Below are 16,048 nucleotides of genomic sequence, written 5' to 3' on the forward strand. Positions count from 1 at the left end.
GCCCGTGGGAGACCTGCACACAGGTCGGATTCACCACCGAGGCAACCATGGCCGCAAAAGCAAAAAAGAAAGCTAACCATTCGCAGCGCTTTACCGCGCTTGTCAAAGACCTGGACCGGGAACAACTGCACTCGATCGATTCGGCGATCGCGGGCGTCAAATCCAAAGCCAACGCCAAATTCGACGAAACCGTCGACATCGCCCTCAAGTTGGGGATCGATGCTCGCAAGAGCGACCAAAACGTCCGGGGCGTCACCACCTTGCCCCACGGCACCGGTAAAAAGAAATCGGTCGCCGTCCTTGCCAAAGGCGACGCCGCCAAAGAAGCCGAAGCCGCCGGTGCCGACTTCGTCGGCGACGAGGATCTGATCAAAAAGATCCAAGAAGGTTGGAAGGATTTCGACGTCATGGTCGCTGCCAGCGACATGGCCCCCCAAATCGGGAAGATCGGCCGGTTCCTGGGGACAAAAACCCCGAACAAGAAAAACGGCACTGTCACCGACGCCGTCGGCCAAGCCGTCAAGGAAATCAAATCCGCCGCCCGCGTGGAATACCGGATCGACAAAGCCGGCGTTGTGCACGTTCCCATCGGCAAGGTCAGCTTCACTGATGCTCAATTGAAGGAAAATGCCATCGCCCTCCTCGATGCTGTCATCCGGGCCAAGCCCAGTGCCAGCAAAGGCCGGTTCCTGCAATCGGTCACCATGAGTAGCACCATGGGGCCGGGATTCAAACTGGATCCGGTGGAAACAAGCAAGGCATCGGGCCACTAAGCCGGCTTTCCTGGCGCAACCGCGCGAGGTTTGACTCATGGATCCCCTGGCGATCACGCCGGGGGATCTTCTCTTTCCAACCCATTGGCGATCCGGATCAGATCGGGCCACCGCTCTTTGAGGTCGCTCGCCAACGGGGTGGCCGCCCGTGCCTCCGCCACCAGGCGCAAATCTACTTCTGCCATCACAATTTGTTCGCCAAAAGTTTCGGCTTGCACCACCCGGTTCCCAAAGGGATCCACAACTTGGCTACCCCCAGTCAGGCCCTTGCCCCCCTCGAACCCTGCCAGCATCGCCATCGCACAATAAACGCCGTGTTCGCCGCTTAGGGCCTCGAGCATGGCGTCGTACCGCAACAGGTTCCGCGGCTTGTCCCCTTGGAACTCGCGGGCTGGGCTCGCCGAATGCACCAACACCATCTGCGCCCCGGCCACGCAAAGTAGCGTCGCCAAAATGGAATGCCAAACATCTTCGCAAATCAACAGACCGAGACGGCCAAACCGCGTATCGACCACACCCAAGGCCGACCCCTCTTCGTGGAATCGGTGCTCGTCAAAGACCCCATAGGTCGGGAGGAAAAACTTCCGGTACACATGGCGGAGCACGGCACGGTCGCCAATCTCGATGTAGGCCGCCGAATTGTGGGGGCGGCGGGGCCCTTGTTCATAAAAACCAATGGCGACGTCTACCGGCTTTGGCAACCCCGTCAACCGGCCACCGAGTTCGCGCACCAAGTCTTCGGCCGGAAGGGCGAGGTTGTCCACCCCGCCCTCCAAAATGTAGCCGGTTGTTGCAGATTCGGGAAGCACACAAAGATCCGCCCCTTCCGATGCCGCCTGGCGGATTGATTCCGCCAAATGGTCGAAAGTCGAGCCCAAATCGCCCTTTGCCGGCTTGATTTGAAGGCAGGCGACTTGAAATGGCGTGGCGGCATCCGGCATTGCGCCGAGTTTACACGTTTGCCCGCTACGCCCCCGAGCAGGGGTGGTGGCGGATCCCCAACTTTGCATAATCGCCCCGGGGGATGTGGGACAAAAGCCGGTGCAACGTCGATTTTTCGCGCCCTTTGACATCCGGCGCAAATGTGCAGAGGATGAGCCGTTCTTTGGCTCTGGTGCAGGCGACGTACAGCAGCCGCAACTCTTCGTCGCCCTGCTCCGAACGGTTCAATGCGCGCACTGCATCGCACACCAGGTTTTTGCCTTTGAGCTGGGTGAACGCGACTCCGGCCCGGAAGTTTGCCTCCACCTTATCTTCCCGCTGTTTCACCCGGAAATCTGGGCCGTACAGGACGACATTCTCAAACTCCAAGCCTTTGGAACGGTGGGCCGTCATCAGCCGCACAACCGGGTCGCCCGGATCATGAAGTGGGGCCAAAGGCTCGCGTCCCGCAACCGCCTGGAGGTGGCGCAATCGGTCGGCTAGTTGGATTGGAGTCAAATCAGGCATTGCCGTCGCCAAAACGAGGAGCTTGCGGGCATTTGCGATGTTGCGTTCGCCATTGACCATCCGCCCCAATGCCGGCAGGTAAGGCGAGTAGGTGAAGGCCCGGTTCACGATCTCGAAGGCCGAAAACCGGTCGCAAAACGCCCGGACCCCTTTGAACCAGCCAAGGAATTCCTCGACTTTGTCGCGATCCCCTTCCACCGGGTAATCGAACCCTTCCAACTGCTCGTAAATCCCCGGCTTTTGGCCGAGCATGACCACCGAGTCCAGACTCAAGCCGACATAGGGGCTGTGGAGGAGGCAGGCCAGCGCATAATCGTTGCCCGAATCGGCGCAGCAATCCAACAGGTTGGCCATGTCCCTCGCCTCCATCCGTGTGAACAGCGATTCTGTGGAACCGGATGCCTCGCTGGCGATGCCCAAAGAATCCAATCGGTCTTTGATCGCCGCAAGCCCATACCGGCTTTGGGCCAGAACCACGACCTCACCTGGCGGGGTGCCCGATTCCAACATTTGCCCGACTATCCATGCCGCATCGCGGGCAGCCGTGTCCTTTTGGGATTCCACGACTTCCACCCCAGCAAACCCCGCAGGATCGCCATCCTTTCCAGAAGCCATCGGCTCATAAAAAACACCCCATTCGGCCGCAAACACGTGGTTCACAAATCCGACTATCCCGGGCTGTGAACGGTAATTTGCTTCCAGCCGGATCGCCTCGTCGTCCACACGGCTCAAGAACTCATCAACCGCCGAACCCCGGAACCCGTAGATCGACTGCTTCTGGTCGCCGACCGTCAGCGATCCCGAAACCCCCAAACTCTCCAAAAACCGGAACTGGTTGAGGTTGGCGTCCTGGGATTCATCCAAAAGGATGACTTTTGTCCTTTGACGGATGCGGTGCCGGATTTCCGGGTCTCCTTCCAACAAATCCAAAGCCCGGCGTTCCAGCAGGGCAAAGTCCATCTGGCCGCGGCTCTCCAGCCGCTGCTCGTAGATTTCCCACGCCTTGGCTCCCAGCTTGACCAGGCCAAGGAAAAGATCAACCTCTTGGTCTAACTCGATTCCAGAGAGGTGCCCCTTCGGATTGCGGCCATAGTTGCGGGCCTTCACCCCCAGGGGTTGCCCCCCACCACGGGGCCAATCAGGATCATCCACCAAACGGTCAAACATGGCAGAAACGTCGCCGGCACATGAAAATGTCTCACCGAGCCGGCGCCACGTCCACGCTTGGTTCCGGGCGGGTTCAACCAATAGTCCGATCACTTGGTGCCGCATCAGGGAATCCAAGTCCAAGAACGACTTCCACTTCCGCTTGCCGGCCGATGTTTGCCGGTAGGCACGGACTTCCGCCGTGTCGCAATCCGGGTGGCCCAGCGCCTCCCTCAGCGCCATATCCCACAGCCGCCCCGCGTCTGCTTCGCCGATGATCTCAAAGTCGGGGTCTAGCCCGCTCCAGACCGCATTTTCGCGCAGCACGCGTTCATAAAAACTGTGAATGGTTTGAATCGGGCCCGTCTCGGCTTCTTGCGCCGCAGAGTCCAACCCGCGTTTCCGGAGCTCGCGGCAGATCCGCAGCTTCATGCTGGCTGCGGCCCGGTGGGTGTAGGTGACTGCCAAGATCTCGGTTGGGGATAGGCCGACTTCCTCCACATAACGCAGATAGCGTTGCACGATGACTTCCGTCTTTCCCGCACCGGCACTGGCCACCACCACCAAATGGTCACGGCTGCTCGTGATCGCCGCGCGCTGCTGGTCGTTCCAGTTCACAAGCCCACCCCGTCGAACATCGACTGCTGCTCGCCGAATTCCCGGTGGCTCCGGCACAAGTCGCCGAGGCCGCAGTGGTCGCACTGGTTGCCCGGCGACGGGCGCGATTCCGCCAACGTGAGAGTCCGGCGGGCCCGGTTGATCGCCTCTTGGAAATGCGAATCGATGTTCCTGTCCTGATACTCGCCAGATTCGCTCACAAAAGAAGTATGGAAAATCCCGGACTGCCAAAATGAACGGGCGAGCCAACGGGCATCCTTGTTCTTGGTCAGCACGGCCCGGTCGCCTTCCAGCGAATCAACCATCACCGCAAAATCGGTGTGTGGTTTGGATCCCAAGGAGAACAAAAGCAGGGCCGCCAACAAAGAACTCTCGATGTCGTCGCCGGCATTGCTGAGGTAGCGCGGCACATACCCCCGGTACAAAAAGCCGATCCGGTGCGGCCCGGATTCGTAGATCGCGTCAAATTTAACCGAAAGGTGGATTGGGGGATCCCCTTTCAACTCCTTGCGGGTCTCAAGGCCTTCCACCAACCGGTACTCGTCCAAACCTAAGAGTTCCCGGGCCGCAAACTCCCGATCTACCCAGCCCTGGATGATCCGATCGACCGCATCGCGGAACAACACTGCCTCCCAATCATCCAAACGGTGGAGATGTTCGGCCAGTTTTTCTTCCGCCAAAGCCAGCAAAACTGCTTTTGCTTCCGTTTTGGATGGCTGCCGCACAAGGGCGGCCTCCGATGGCAAGCCCCGCATCAGGGAGATCGGCAAATTTCGGTCCGGGGTTCGGAAGATGGTGCGGTTACCGACCGAAGACCGGAACCCGCAGGAAGCGGCCTGCGCCAATTCGTAGACGGAAACCGATTTTGAAAAATCGGGCCGGACGGCCGCACGCGCACGTTCCGTTTGTAACCTTGCCGGTAAGAAATCGATCCTCGGCTGGGAAAGTGCATCGCACAACGCCCGATCCGGGGAATTCCGGCACTCGTCCGCCGGGGGCGTCAGCATCGACCGGGGGTGCGCCAGGGCCGTGTAGCTCGGCACGACGGATTTGACTTCCTCCAGATAAAACGTGGCGATGTTGTCCCGTTCCTCACCTGCGTCGGCATGGCTGAAAGTCAACGTCCTCCGAGCCGAAGCGCAAATCGAGGCGAATAGGCCACGTTCCCGCTGGGCATCGACTTCCGAACCAGGCAGCGGCTCATTCCCGGGGCATGCGGCATTCAAAATGGCCCGGTCGATGTCGTCCAATACTGGGTCTTGCCGACGCCGGCGGGGGAGGGTACCTTCCAGCATGTTCATGCAGAACAAATGGTCGAACCCCGTGAGTTCGTTTGGCGACGTGCAAAGCCGAATTGCGGCTTGCTCAGATTCCCAAACGATCTGCTCGTCCTTCCAAAGCCCATCCGCCAAAGAGATGAATCCTGCGAAATCCAACTCACTGCCCGAACGGTAGCTCAAGGTCGCGTCCCGGATCGTCCGCTGCATCACGGTCCAAGCCTTTTGGTCGCGCTCAACCGATTCGCGGGGGCCGGAGACGCTATGGTCGAGCACGGGTGTCCGTGACCACAACGTGTGGAGCATTTCCGCCCACACGCGCACGGGCTTCGCCGAATCCAGGGCCCGGCGCCTCCAATCGGCAAGCTGGCCAAGCCAGGCGGTCTCCTCGTTTTCCCCGACAAGGGCCGCAAAGCCTTCCCAAGGTTCCGGGTGGCCGGCCTGGAGGGCGACCAGTGCCTTTTCCAGAGAATCTCGCGCGCTGGGCGGCAACCGGAAGTAGCTGTTGGACAAGGGCTGCCGCATTCGCCGGATGTCCGCTCCCGCCATCGCATGCAAGAGCTCTAAGGTGACGGAGACGAATCCGTTGGCATGGAGGGGGCTCGCTCGCCGGCCCGCAACCGCCAGGCCGAGCCGGTCGGCTGCGCTCAAAAACACCGGAACCGTCTCTTGCCCGCCCCGGACGAACACGCCGATGGAACCGGGCTCGGCACCTGATTGCAGCAGCGATTGGATTCCGCGGATGACCCATTCGCATTCGCTCAGGGGGTCGCCCATCGTCTCGTGCCGGACGGCCAAGCGGCATCCACTGTCGGAGCCACTGTCCGAAAATAGCCGCGATGTCCAGTTTTCCGCCCCGGAAAGCTCTTCAGTCCAATCGTCGACGTCGCCCAACGAGGATGCCCAGGCGGCCTCGTAAGCAAACGCGGACGATTTGAGCCAAGCGGCCAACAGGCAATCGACGCGAATGCCCTGCCCGGCCAACCACTGGATCCATTCGTCATAGATTGGCGAGCGGCGGCCCGTCAACACTACCAAGAGGTGCTTGTAAGGGAACGGCCGCGCCGAGGTTTGCCGCAGGCAGAACTCCGCACGGGCACTGGCAAACTCCCGGTTGGCCGCGCGGGTTTGTTCAATATAGGCCCCGTAAAGGTCGGCTAATCTGCCGAGGCGTGTGGCCGATACGGGGTCGTCGCAGCTGTCCGCGGCCAGGCGCAAGTCATCGAGCTCAAACCGGTGGTACCGGAGCTCGGTCAGGGTGTTAGCGATGTTCCGAGCCAAACCAGCCGAATCCGCCGCCTTGTGCAAGACGTTGGAAAACGGGAACTCTGCCGCCGCCCGTTGAACGATGTGCAGGCTTTGGGGGCCGGTCAAACGGGGCAAACCCGTGTCGCCGCACATGGCGGCAAACCGCCCGACACAACTGCCGAACGGCAGCAATTCGTTGGCTTCCCCATCGCCAAGCAAGGATTTGGCGGCATAAAGGGCATTGTCCTCCAATGCCGTTACCACGGTTTCTTGGGTCACGAGCCGGGAAAGCGCTTGCTGCAGGCCCGCGCCGCCGGGGGGCACGATGACCACGCGGGGCCTTCGTTCTGCCATAGTAGGTTTACCATTATGCCCGTGGATCGGAAACCGGTTTGGACTTTGGCACGCCAAATTCCCGGCAATGTGGTTCCGGCGGCTTGCGCCGCGCCGTTTCTGATCCTTGCCGTGGACGAACTGGCCCGGCACGGGCCGACTCCAAAAGCGTTGGGTTTGGCCATTGCGTTCATCGCCGTGGGTTGGCTCGCCGTCAACTTTTTTGGACTGTTCGGCAACCGGGGACTCCGCAAGGCTGTGGAATTGGGATTCAAAGATTCTTACGCCTACGACCAGGCAGAAAAGTGGTTTGTCGGGTTCTCTCCACCAGGCCGAAAGGGACTTCTCGACCCGCATGAAGATTTAGGATTCCTGGTGTTCCGCCCGCAAGGCCTCGAATATTTCGGGGAGAGGCACCAATATCAAATTGCCTGGGAAGACATCCGATCCGTTCGCAAACGCCCCAACATCCACTCCATCCTCGGGCTAGGTGGTTGGGTCTCTGTGGAAGCCGAAGCCGCCGGGAAGCCCGTGCGCCTACTAGTGGAGCCCCGGGAACGGGCCACCCACTGGGGAAACGCCCGGATGCGCAAGAAACTGGTCAAGGCTATTTCCGATCACATTCCACCCCGGTAAATCTTGGGGGTATTTTCTCAGCATTCACCTGAAAATCCCTGGAGCAGTTCCCGATAGAAATACTGGGCTGAGGCAGTCGGCGGCCCGGAGCGTGGATGAACAGGTTTTTGAGAAAGACGGCAGATCGGACTGCTCGCGACCTCACAAAGGGGTACGAGCAGCGGCTGGTCGGGTCAGAGTTTTCCGTCCAGATCAGCGAAGGGATGGCCCACCAACGCGAACACCGGTTGCACATGGCCGAACCGATCTACGAAAAGGTGTTGGCATCCGACCCTGACAATGCCGACGCCCTCTACCTCTTGGCAACCGTCCGGCTCGCCCACAAGGATTTCGACGAAGCGGTCGCCTTGCTCCGCAGGCTCACCGAATCCCGCCCCCAGTTCGCCGATGCGTGGTCCAACCTCGGCTCGGCCCTGACCGGGCAAGGCAAGCACGAAGAGGCCATGGACGCGTTTCACCGGGCATTGGAAATCGATCCCGGGCTAAGCGACACCCATTATCATCTGGCGCAACTTTACGCCTCGCTGCAAGAGTGGCGGAATGCCGTCCAGCACTACCGCAAAGCCGTCAGCTACGACACCACCCACGCCCAAGCCTATACCGAGCTTGGACGGTGCTACTTGGAACTCAACGAGTTCGACGACGCGATGTCGGCTTGCCACTCGGCATTGTTGATCAACAAGAATTTCGTCCCCGCCTACAATGTTCTGGGGAAATCGCTGGCCGCGATGGGCCAAGTCAAGCATGCCGAGGAAGCCTTCACCACGGCAATCCGGCTCGACCCCCGGCACGCCGAAGCCTATGCCAACATGGGCCGCGTCTTCCTCAGCCTTGGCAAAGCCGCCCAAGCATTGGAAGCCTGTATCCAGGCTACCCAGCTCGACGACTCTCTGGCCAGCGCCTATTGCACCCGTGGCGAAGCCCTCCGGCGCCTTGGCCGCCTCGACGAGGCGATCCAAAGTTGCCAACGGGCGATTTTCGGCGGGCAAGAACTGGCCGAAGCCCACAACTGCCTCGGACTGATCTACCTGGATTCCAGCATGGTCGAAGAGGCGATCAAAAGCTTCAACAAGGCCCTGGAACTCAAACCCCATTACCGGGCCGCCGCAAGCAACGTCGTCGAAGCCCTTAGCTACAGCCCCGTTGCCGGGCCGGAAGCCATCAAACAGGCCGCCATGAATTGGGGCCACAACTTTGCCTTCAACGAGTTCGGGCCGCAATCTAAACCCCAAAAAATCCAGCGTTTAGGATTCCTCATCGGTCAAATCGAACAAACCGCCGCCGGTTATTGGCTGGAGGCCTTTCTGACGGGTCGCCACCCTGGCCGGTGCGACGTCTACGTCTATTCGAACGATGCCAACAACGGCCCCCACACGGATCGAATCCGGAGTTTGGCCAATGCTGTCCGCAGCGTGGTTGGCCTCGATGACATGACGACGACCGCCATCGTGCAAGACGACAAGATCGATGCCCTGGTGGATCTGACCGGGCACAGCACCGGGGGTCGGCTCGGGGCACTCATCAACTATGCCGCCCCGATCCAGATCGTCATCCCCACCGCCCCAACCACCAGCGGGCTCCCCACTGTCCAAGCATTTGTCGGCGACCAGGATTTTCTCCCGGACGGCAGCGACGAGTGGGTTTCGGAACAGGCCCTCCGGCTCAATCGCACCATTTTCGGGTTCCTGCAACCAGAAGTCGAAACGCCCCTTGCCCCCCCGCCTTGCACAAAAGGCGAACCCTTCACTTTCGGGAGCTTCAACCGCACCCGGAAAATCAACAAGGCCGCCGTGGAAACCTGGGCTGAAATCCTCCGCCAAGTCCCTGGGAGCCGTTTGGTGATGAAGGCCCGGACATTGGCATCGGGCAGCCTTCGGCGTCAGTACCTCGCCTGGTTCAAAGGCATGGACATCGACACCGACCGGATCGTCTTCCGGCAGAACTCGACCCGGGCGGCACATTACGCCAGTTTCAACCAAGTCGATGTCTCACTCGACACATTCCCGGTCACCGGTATGATGACGACGCTGGAATCGCTCTGGATGGGCGTGCCCGTGGTCAGCATGGCCCAAGACAGCTTGAACGCCGGCCCCGCCCGGTCTCTCCTTCGCGCCGTCGGCCACGGAGACTGGATCTGCAATTCGCAGGATGAATACATTCAAAAGGCAGTTGAGTGGTCCAAAGATTTTGCTGGTCTGGAACGGATGCGCAGTGCATTGAGGAAAGAAGTCATCCTTAGCCCGATTTGTGACACGCAAGAACTCTTCCGCGAGTTTATGGATACCGTCGAAGAGCTGGTTCGGGCAAGCTAGCCGACCCTTTGCAATCTGTCGCCCAGACGAAGGGCCTGACGCGGTAACCCCCGAGGCGATGAGCCGGCTATCCAAACAAAAAGCTGGCCCCGGTCAATTGACCGGGGCCAGCTTGATCCTTGCTGAACCGGCTTAGCGGAGCAGCGAGAGGACGGCTTGCGGAGCCGAGTTGGCTTGAGCCAGCATCGAAAGACCAGACTGTTGCAGGATTTGCAACTTGGTGTAGTTGGTCATTTCTTCGGCCACGTCGATTTCCCGGATCGAGCTTTCCGTTGCGGCCAGGTTTTCGCGTTGGATACCCAGGCTGCGAACGTTCGATTCGAGCGTGTTCTTCATGAACGAGCCAATTTGGCCGCGGGCATTTGCCACGTTGCTGATCGCGCTGTCGATGGCGGCGATGGCAACGGACATGTCCGTACCGGTGATGTTGGCGTTGGTCGAGGTGAAGCCAAGGCTGGCCGAGCTGAAGTTGCCCAGCGAGAGGCTTGCGGTTTGACCGGCGTTGCCACCGATTTGGAAGGTCGTCGCACCAGAGTTCACCCGGATCGCGTCGGTCAGCGTGGCAACGGCGTTACCGCTGCTGGTCAGCGACAAGGTGTTCCCATCGGCATCCTTCAGGTCAAGGCCGGAACCTTGGTCGAAGGTCGAGGTGAAGGTGTTGCTGCCCACCGTGTAGGTGACGTCGGCTTCAGCGTTCAAACCGGTTGCGCTGGCAACACCAGCCGCCGATTGCATGATGCCGTTGCTGTCGACGAGTTCGAAGTTGCCGCCCGTACCGAACTTCGTTGCGGTGAGGACGATTTGGTTGGAACCGTTGACTGAGGCGAGGACGCCCGTTTCGCCCGATGCTTCGTTCAGCATATCGACAAATTGGGTCCGCGTCGTGGTTGCGTCGGTGGTGAATTGCCGGCCGTTGATCGAAACCGAACCTGCACCAACGGCGGTGGCGCCGGTTGCGATGGTCTTGGTCCCGGTCAGGGTGGCTTGAGTTGCAGCTTGCGTCACGTCGACGTCCAAGTTGTCAGCGGTGCTGATGGCTTGGGTGCCGATTTTGGTGTTGAAGCTCGCTTTGGAGATTTTTGCCCCGTTGATGACCGTGGTTTGAGTACCGGTCGAACCGTCCAGAAGCTTGCGGCTACCGAATGACGTGTTGGCGGCAACCCGGTCGATCGACGCGAGGATGCTATTCAACTGCGTTTGGTTGGCTTGCTTTTGGGTTTCGTCCAGCGTGCCGTTACCGTTGGCAACCGCCAAGGTCCGGGCATCCTTCAGAAGGCGGTTGACTTCGTCGAGGCCGCCTTCAGCGGTCTTGGAGAAGTTGGTGGCGTCTTGGTTGTTGCGGAGGGCTTGGTCGATACCACCGAGTTGGGCGCGGTAGCTTTCCGAAGCGATCAGGCCGGACGGATCATCGGCACCGCTGTTGATGCGCAAACCCGTGGAGAGTCGAGTGGTCGATTTGCTTGCTTCCATCCCGGTCATACCGAGGTTGCGAAGCGCGTTCATTGCGTTGACGTTGGTGTTGATGCGAAACGACATGGTTCTTCTTCCGTGAATTCAAGTTCCCTTGGTTGGCGCGCTGCATGCAGCCGGTCTTCCTGACCTTCGCCTGGGATACTATTTGCCCGACCGGTCCAAACACCTTGCCCTTACAATTACTAGGGTCGAACGAAACCCGGAAGAGTTACCAGCCAGCAAAATTCCTGGGGACGCCAACGCGTTAAACTCTGGCCATGTTACGGCTCGCCCCCTATGCCGCCCAATTGAAAAGGGAGATCTTCGATGCCCTCCGGGCGGGGTCACCGCCGCCCCTTGGGGAATTCGATGAGGACGTGTGGCGGGCCGCCCATGCAAAGGCCGAACCCCAAATGGGCACGACGGTCTTTGCACCAGACAGGATGGTGTTTGAATTCATCTACCAATCGCCGGACGGCACCACTGTGCTCCCGGTTGCCATCCAGGCCCCAGAACGGATCGTTTACCTCCCAGTCCCGGAGTGGGTGGTCGAAAACGTGTGGCAGGGCGAGGTGTTGGGGTGTTTTGCGTTCGAAAGCGAAGCCGATGCCCATGTGGAGCAATTGCGCCGCCAACTCTCGCCAGAAGGCAACCGCCCCCTCTTCGACCGGCCCGGGCCTAAACGCAAAGAGTGAACCCGCCGGTACCATGCCCGCGTGCGCACAATAGTTTCAACGTGGAAACGACCGGGTGAAGTCGCCATCCAGAGTGCCCTGGCCTGCAGCCGCCGGGGAGGTTCGTTGGTCGATTGCTTGGAATCCGGCCTTGCTTCCGCTGAAGACGACCCCGAATTGGTGGCGATCGGCCGCGGGAGCCTGCCCAACACCGATGGCGAAATCGAACTCGATGCCAGCATCATGGTCGGTGACACGTTGGAAGCCGGGGCCGTTTGCAGCGTCCGGGGGCTTTTGCCGGTCATCTCCATGGCCCGCTGGGTGATGGAGCGCACGGAGCATGTCATGCTTGCCGGGGAGCAGGCGCGCCGATTCGGCATCGCCCATGGGCTCCAACCTCAAAACCTCTTGACCGACGTGGTGATCCGGGCCATCCAGCTCCACGGGCACGACCCCGAAGCGGCCCGCGCCTACATCCACACATTCGACGAAGCCCCTTCCCACGACACGGTTACCATGCTTGCCCGCGAAGACGGCCATTTTGTTGCCGCAAGTTCCACAAGCGGCATGCCGTTCAAACTCCCCGGGCGCGTCGGGGATTCCCCCATCATCGGTGCCGGCATCTATGCGGATGACGAAGCTGGTTGCGCCGGGGCCACCGGCCGCGGAGAGGATCTTTGGAAGGCCGCGGCCAGCCATCGCGCTGTCGAGTTCATGCGGGGAGGCGATTCCGCCCAACAAGCCTGCGATAAAGTTGCCGACTTCATGCTGAGACGGTTGCCCAAATCGCGCGAAATCCCTTGTGTCGTGCTCGCCTTGGACAAATTCGGCGGATATGGCGCGGCCACAACGGTGGGAAAATTCGAACTCTGGGTCTCCGATGGCGGGGAGCCGGCCTGCCACGAATTTTTGGGCCGGGGTTGACCAAATGAGCCGCCTGATCGGGACCGCCGGACATGTCGACCACGGCAAAACATCCCTGATCAAGGCCCTGACCGGGATCGATACCGACCGCTTGCCCGAAGAAAAGCGGCGGGGCCTCACGATTGATATCGGGTTTGCCGCCATCGACTTGCGCGGTGCCGGACGGTTCAGTGTCGTCGATGTGCCAGGCCATGAGAAGTTTGTGGCCAATATGCTCGTCGGGGCCATCGGGATGGATGTGGTCCTGTTGTGCGTGGCCGCCGACCAAGGGGTCATGCCCCAGACCGTCGAACACTTTGCCGCCATCCAACTCCTTCCGGTCGAACGCCTAATCGTCGCGCTCACCCGTGCCGATTTGGCCGATTCCGACACCCGGGAAATCGCCGCTTTGCAAGTCGCCGAATTGTTGGATGGGACCCGGTTTGCTGATTCGCCTACGGTTGCCGTATCTGCCGTCACTGGGGAAGGCCTCGATTCCCTGCGGGCCGTCTTGGCCGAAGCCGTCTCGCATCCAGGGAAGGCTATGGCCGGAAACTGGTATCTGCCGGTGGATCGCGTGTTTTCGGTGCCCGGGCACGGCAGCGTCGTCACCGGAACCCTGGCTCGGGGGGTTGTTGAACCGGGCGGCAAGGCGGTTGTTCAGCCTTCGGGAAAGGATGTCCGGATACGGGCTGTGCAGGTGCATGGCGATCCGGTTCCCCAGGCTGAAGCCGGGCAAAGGGTCGCCCTGAACCTCGGCGGCATTCCTTTTGAATCAGTGGAGCGGGGGATGGCCGTCGGCGGGCCAGGTTCCTGTTTTGCCACCGACCTGTTCGATGCCGAAATCCGCTGGATCGAGAAACCAAAACATGGGGCAAGGGTCCGGGTCAGCATCGGGGCCGACGAAGTGATCGCCAAGGTCTTCCACAACGACAACGATGAAGCCGTCGCCCAGTTCCGTTGCGAACGGCCCACCGCCGCCGCCAAGGACCAGCCGCTCATCATCCGGAGCTACAGCCCGCCGCGGATCCTGGGTGGGGGCAAGGTGACCGTTCCGCAGGCCACCAAGCGACGCAAAAACTCCGATGTTGCCCAACAAGCCGGCCTTATCCCAACCATTGACAGCTTCCCCCAAGGCGTTTCGGCCGATGAAGCGGCCAGGCTGCTCGGGACGACGGTTCAAGCCATCGGCAACGAGATCGAAGGAGCCAAAGCCACGGGGAGCCTGGCAGGATTCGGTGGCTTGTGGTTCACACCAGAAACGTTCGCAGCCGCTGAATCCCGCTTTTTTGCCGCACTTGACTCGTTGCACCGATCCAACCCCAGCCGGGCCCTCATCCCCCGTGACGCCGCCGCCAAACAGGCCGGTTTGGACTGGGCGGGCAAACCGTTCGACCGGATCATCTCGCACTGGGCCGCCGAAGGCAAAATCCGCGCCGACGGCACCGCCATCGCCTTGGCTGGGCACCGGCCTGAGCTCAAGGAGCGGCAGCGGGCTCTGCTCGACCGAGTGACAGAGCTGTTGGTTGCCGGGGGGGCAGCCCCGCCTGCCGAACACGCAATTGCTGAACAACTCGGCGTCCCCAAGCACGCGGTGGCCGAAATCCTCAAGGTCGGTTGGGAAGCCGGCGAACTCCTCCAGATCGGCGACGGGTTGGTATTCCCCCGGGGGACTTTAGAGGTTCTGGCAGAGCGGCTCCGGAGTGAGTTCTCGGGTGCCCGTTTCACCGCCGCCGAGTTCAAAGAACGACTGGGAATCAGCCGCAAGTATGCCATTCCACTGTTGGAGTATTTCGATTCAATCGGCGTCACACTGCGCCAGGGCGATTCTCGAGTGGTGCTCTCACAATGAACCGATATTGGGATAGAGTTTGTTCAAATGGTCAAGCATCATTTGTTTAAACTTTCTCTTCGGCTCGGTCGGCGCATATTTCATAGCCTCACGGATCTCTCGCTTGCTGACGGCCACATAATCTGGCTTCTTCGATAATGTTGTGATCGTGAACGTGATATTGGCGTAGTGATCATGGTAATCCCAGTCGGAAAGTTTATGTTCCCAACTGGGGAGCACCTTGAGGACTTCGTAGCGGTCTTTGAGCGGCGCATAGCCTTGACCACAGTCAAATAAGAACGCGCGCTGCAATTCCAAATCGCGGGGAAACTCGCGCACCAGTCTGAGGCCAAGCCCGCCACAATCCATGTTCTGGCCATCAGGGTATTGGCTCATGTACATTTCTTTCATAAAGTTCCAATCGGCAATGCCTGATGAATTGCAATAGACAGCTTGAATCAGAGTTTGTTGACCAAGTTCTTTAATTTCAATGCGAAATATTCGAGAGAGTCGTAAGGCTAAAACTCCATTTCTAGCCGTATCACGTGAAGTTCTAAACGAATCACATAATCGCTTCAATTTGGCTTTTCGTGACTGGGTAGAATCACTCTTAAGAACGAAATTGTCTTATCAATTTCCGTCGAAATTGTTTTCCACTCGGTACGATAGGTCAACTTCGTACCCATTATTGCGAGATCACGCCATATGTGAAAATCTTGCGATTGACACGTGGCAATTGCCAGAGCAAAGTTACTTATTATCATGGCATCTTCCCCAGTGCATATCTTACCGCTGTTTTGTCCGGATCCAGCTGCTGACTTTCTTGCACAACAGTGCCCTCAAATCCAGCACTGCCGTAAGCAGATACTGTACTGAGTCGCACATGCAATTTGCGCTTCACGGCTATGGTCCATCTGAATCCAATCGGGTTGGCTCTGAAAACTGCTTCATATCCCGATGGGCCAATTCGATTGGCTTCTGCCACACCCATTGGGCTCATGTTCTCTACCATAGATTGCAAGAATGAGTTGAACGCGGTAGTGAGGCCAATGTGAACCGATGCGATCGCTGGTCCAGCCAACGGATGATCTCCAAGTATGACTCCAGCGATATCCATTCCCATTTGGAGCATTTGAGATCCTTCGATCAGAAATTCTGCAGTCGGTTCAATCCAAAAATCATGATTTGAGACGCCAAGCACTCTCCACCCAATCTCGGGTCCAATGGCTAGAACCGATATTGCCGGCCACATCTCGGTGGAGTTCGGTTACGTCGTCTAGTCCGCCGATCGGCACGATGCTAATCGACCAAGATGTTCCGCGCGTGGGGGGGGGGGGGGGGGGGGGGGGGGGGGGGGGGGGGGGGGGGGGGGGGGGGGGGGGGGGGGGGGGGGGGG

Annotated in this window: 12 protein-coding genes; 6 read left to right on the plus strand and 6 right to left on the minus strand. The window is 59.7% G+C overall.

The window, feature by feature from the left end; all coding sequences use genetic code 11:
• Positions 1-47 precede the first annotated feature (47 nt).
• The gene (locus JNM28_05575) at positions 48-773 is read left to right on the plus strand and encodes a 50S ribosomal protein L1 (protein ID MBL8067898.1); all 726 of its coding nucleotides are present in this window, start codon (positions 48-50) and stop codon (positions 771-773) included.
• A 53-nt stretch (positions 774-826) separates the two neighbouring features.
• Here the strand turns inward: JNM28_05575 and JNM28_05580 are convergent, their stop codons facing one another.
• The 3 genes from JNM28_05580 to JNM28_05590 are packed head-to-tail and all read right to left on the minus strand — an operon-like array spanning position 827 to position 6,865.
• Entirely contained in the window at positions 827-1,714 is an 888-nt protein-coding gene (locus JNM28_05580; protein MBL8067899.1) for a beta-ureidopropionase, read from the minus strand.
• Positions 1,715-1,739: 25 nt separating this feature from the next.
• A complete protein-coding gene (locus JNM28_05585; protein ID MBL8067900.1) occupies positions 1,740-3,986 on the minus strand; it encodes a UvrD-helicase domain-containing protein in 2,247 nt (748 codons plus the stop codon).
• Complete coding sequence (locus JNM28_05590; protein MBL8067901.1) at positions 3,983-6,865, minus strand: hypothetical protein; 2,883 nt, start codon at positions 6,863-6,865, stop codon at positions 3,983-3,985. Before JNM28_05590 ends, JNM28_05585 begins: the two co-directional genes overlap by 4 nt.
• A gap of 21 nt (positions 6,866-6,886) precedes the next feature.
• Here JNM28_05590 and JNM28_05595 point away from each other — a divergent pair, with 21 nt between their 5' ends.
• Positions 6,887-7,480, plus strand: a complete 594-nt coding sequence (locus JNM28_05595) for a hypothetical protein (GenBank protein ID MBL8067902.1) — start codon at positions 6,887-6,889, stop codon at positions 7,478-7,480.
• Positions 7,481-7,587: 107 nt separating this feature from the next.
• A complete protein-coding gene (locus JNM28_05600; protein MBL8067903.1) occupies positions 7,588-9,792 on the plus strand; it encodes a tetratricopeptide repeat protein in 2,205 nt (734 codons plus the stop codon).
• Between the two features lie 132 nt (positions 9,793-9,924).
• On the opposite strand, the gene JNM28_05605 is transcribed toward JNM28_05600, so the two are convergent.
• Positions 9,925-11,328, minus strand: a complete 1,404-nt coding sequence (locus JNM28_05605) for a hypothetical protein (protein MBL8067904.1) — start codon at positions 11,326-11,328, stop codon at positions 9,925-9,927.
• 194 nt (positions 11,329-11,522) lie between these two features.
• On the opposite strand from JNM28_05605, the gene JNM28_05610 reads away from it, so the two are divergent.
• The 3 genes from JNM28_05610 to selB are packed head-to-tail and all read left to right on the plus strand — an operon-like array spanning position 11,523 to position 14,673.
• Positions 11,523-11,939: a hypothetical protein gene (locus JNM28_05610; GenBank protein ID MBL8067905.1), complete on the plus strand. Its 417-nt coding sequence runs from the start codon at positions 11,523-11,525 to the stop codon at positions 11,937-11,939.
• 21 nt (positions 11,940-11,960) lie between these two features.
• On the plus strand, positions 11,961-12,842 hold the full coding sequence (locus JNM28_05615; GenBank protein MBL8067906.1) for an isoaspartyl peptidase/L-asparaginase: 882 nt from the start codon (positions 11,961-11,963) through the stop codon (positions 12,840-12,842).
• Positions 12,843-12,846: 4 nt separating this feature from the next.
• Complete coding sequence (gene selB / locus JNM28_05620) at positions 12,847-14,673, plus strand: selenocysteine-specific translation elongation factor (GenBank protein MBL8067907.1); 1,827 nt, start codon at positions 12,847-12,849, stop codon at positions 14,671-14,673.
• Here selB and JNM28_05625 read toward each other — a convergent pair.
• The gene (locus tag JNM28_05625; protein ID MBL8067908.1) at positions 14,665-15,063 is read right to left on the minus strand and encodes a hypothetical protein; all 399 of its coding nucleotides are present in this window, start codon (positions 15,061-15,063) and stop codon (positions 14,665-14,667) included. The genes selB and JNM28_05625 overlap by 9 nt on opposite strands.
• Before the next feature lie 349 nt (positions 15,064-15,412).
• A complete protein-coding gene (locus tag JNM28_05630) occupies positions 15,413-15,853 on the minus strand; it encodes a hypothetical protein (GenBank protein MBL8067909.1) in 441 nt (146 codons plus the stop codon).
• Between the last annotated feature and the right edge of the window lie 195 nt (positions 15,854-16,048).

The sequence above is a fragment of the Armatimonadota bacterium genome, assembly GCA_016789105.1.
Taxonomy (GTDB): domain Bacteria; phylum Armatimonadota; class Fimbriimonadia; order Fimbriimonadales; family Fimbriimonadaceae; genus UphvI-Ar2.

Excerpts from the sequence above, each read along its gene's own strand:
- JNM28_05610 (MBL8067905.1), top strand. The coding sequence starts at position 11,523 with ATGTTACGGCTCGCCCCCTATGCCGCCCAATTGAAAAGGGAGATCTTC.
- selB (MBL8067907.1), top strand. The coding sequence starts at position 12,847 with ATGAGCCGCCTGATCGGGACCGCCGGACATGTCGACCACGGCAAAACA.
- JNM28_05590 (MBL8067901.1), bottom strand. The coding sequence starts at position 6,865 with ATGGCAGAACGAAGGCCCCGCGTGGTCATCGTGCCCCCCGGCGGCGCG.
- JNM28_05575 (MBL8067898.1), top strand. The coding sequence starts at position 48 with ATGGCCGCAAAAGCAAAAAAGAAAGCTAACCATTCGCAGCGCTTTACC.
- JNM28_05625 (MBL8067908.1), bottom strand. The coding sequence starts at position 15,063 with ATGAAAGAAATGTACATGAGCCAATACCCTGATGGCCAGAACATGGAT.
- JNM28_05605 (MBL8067904.1), bottom strand. The coding sequence starts at position 11,328 with ATGTCGTTTCGCATCAACACCAACGTCAACGCAATGAACGCGCTTCGC.
- JNM28_05580 (MBL8067899.1), bottom strand. The coding sequence starts at position 1,714 with ATGCCGGATGCCGCCACGCCATTTCAAGTCGCCTGCCTTCAAATCAAG.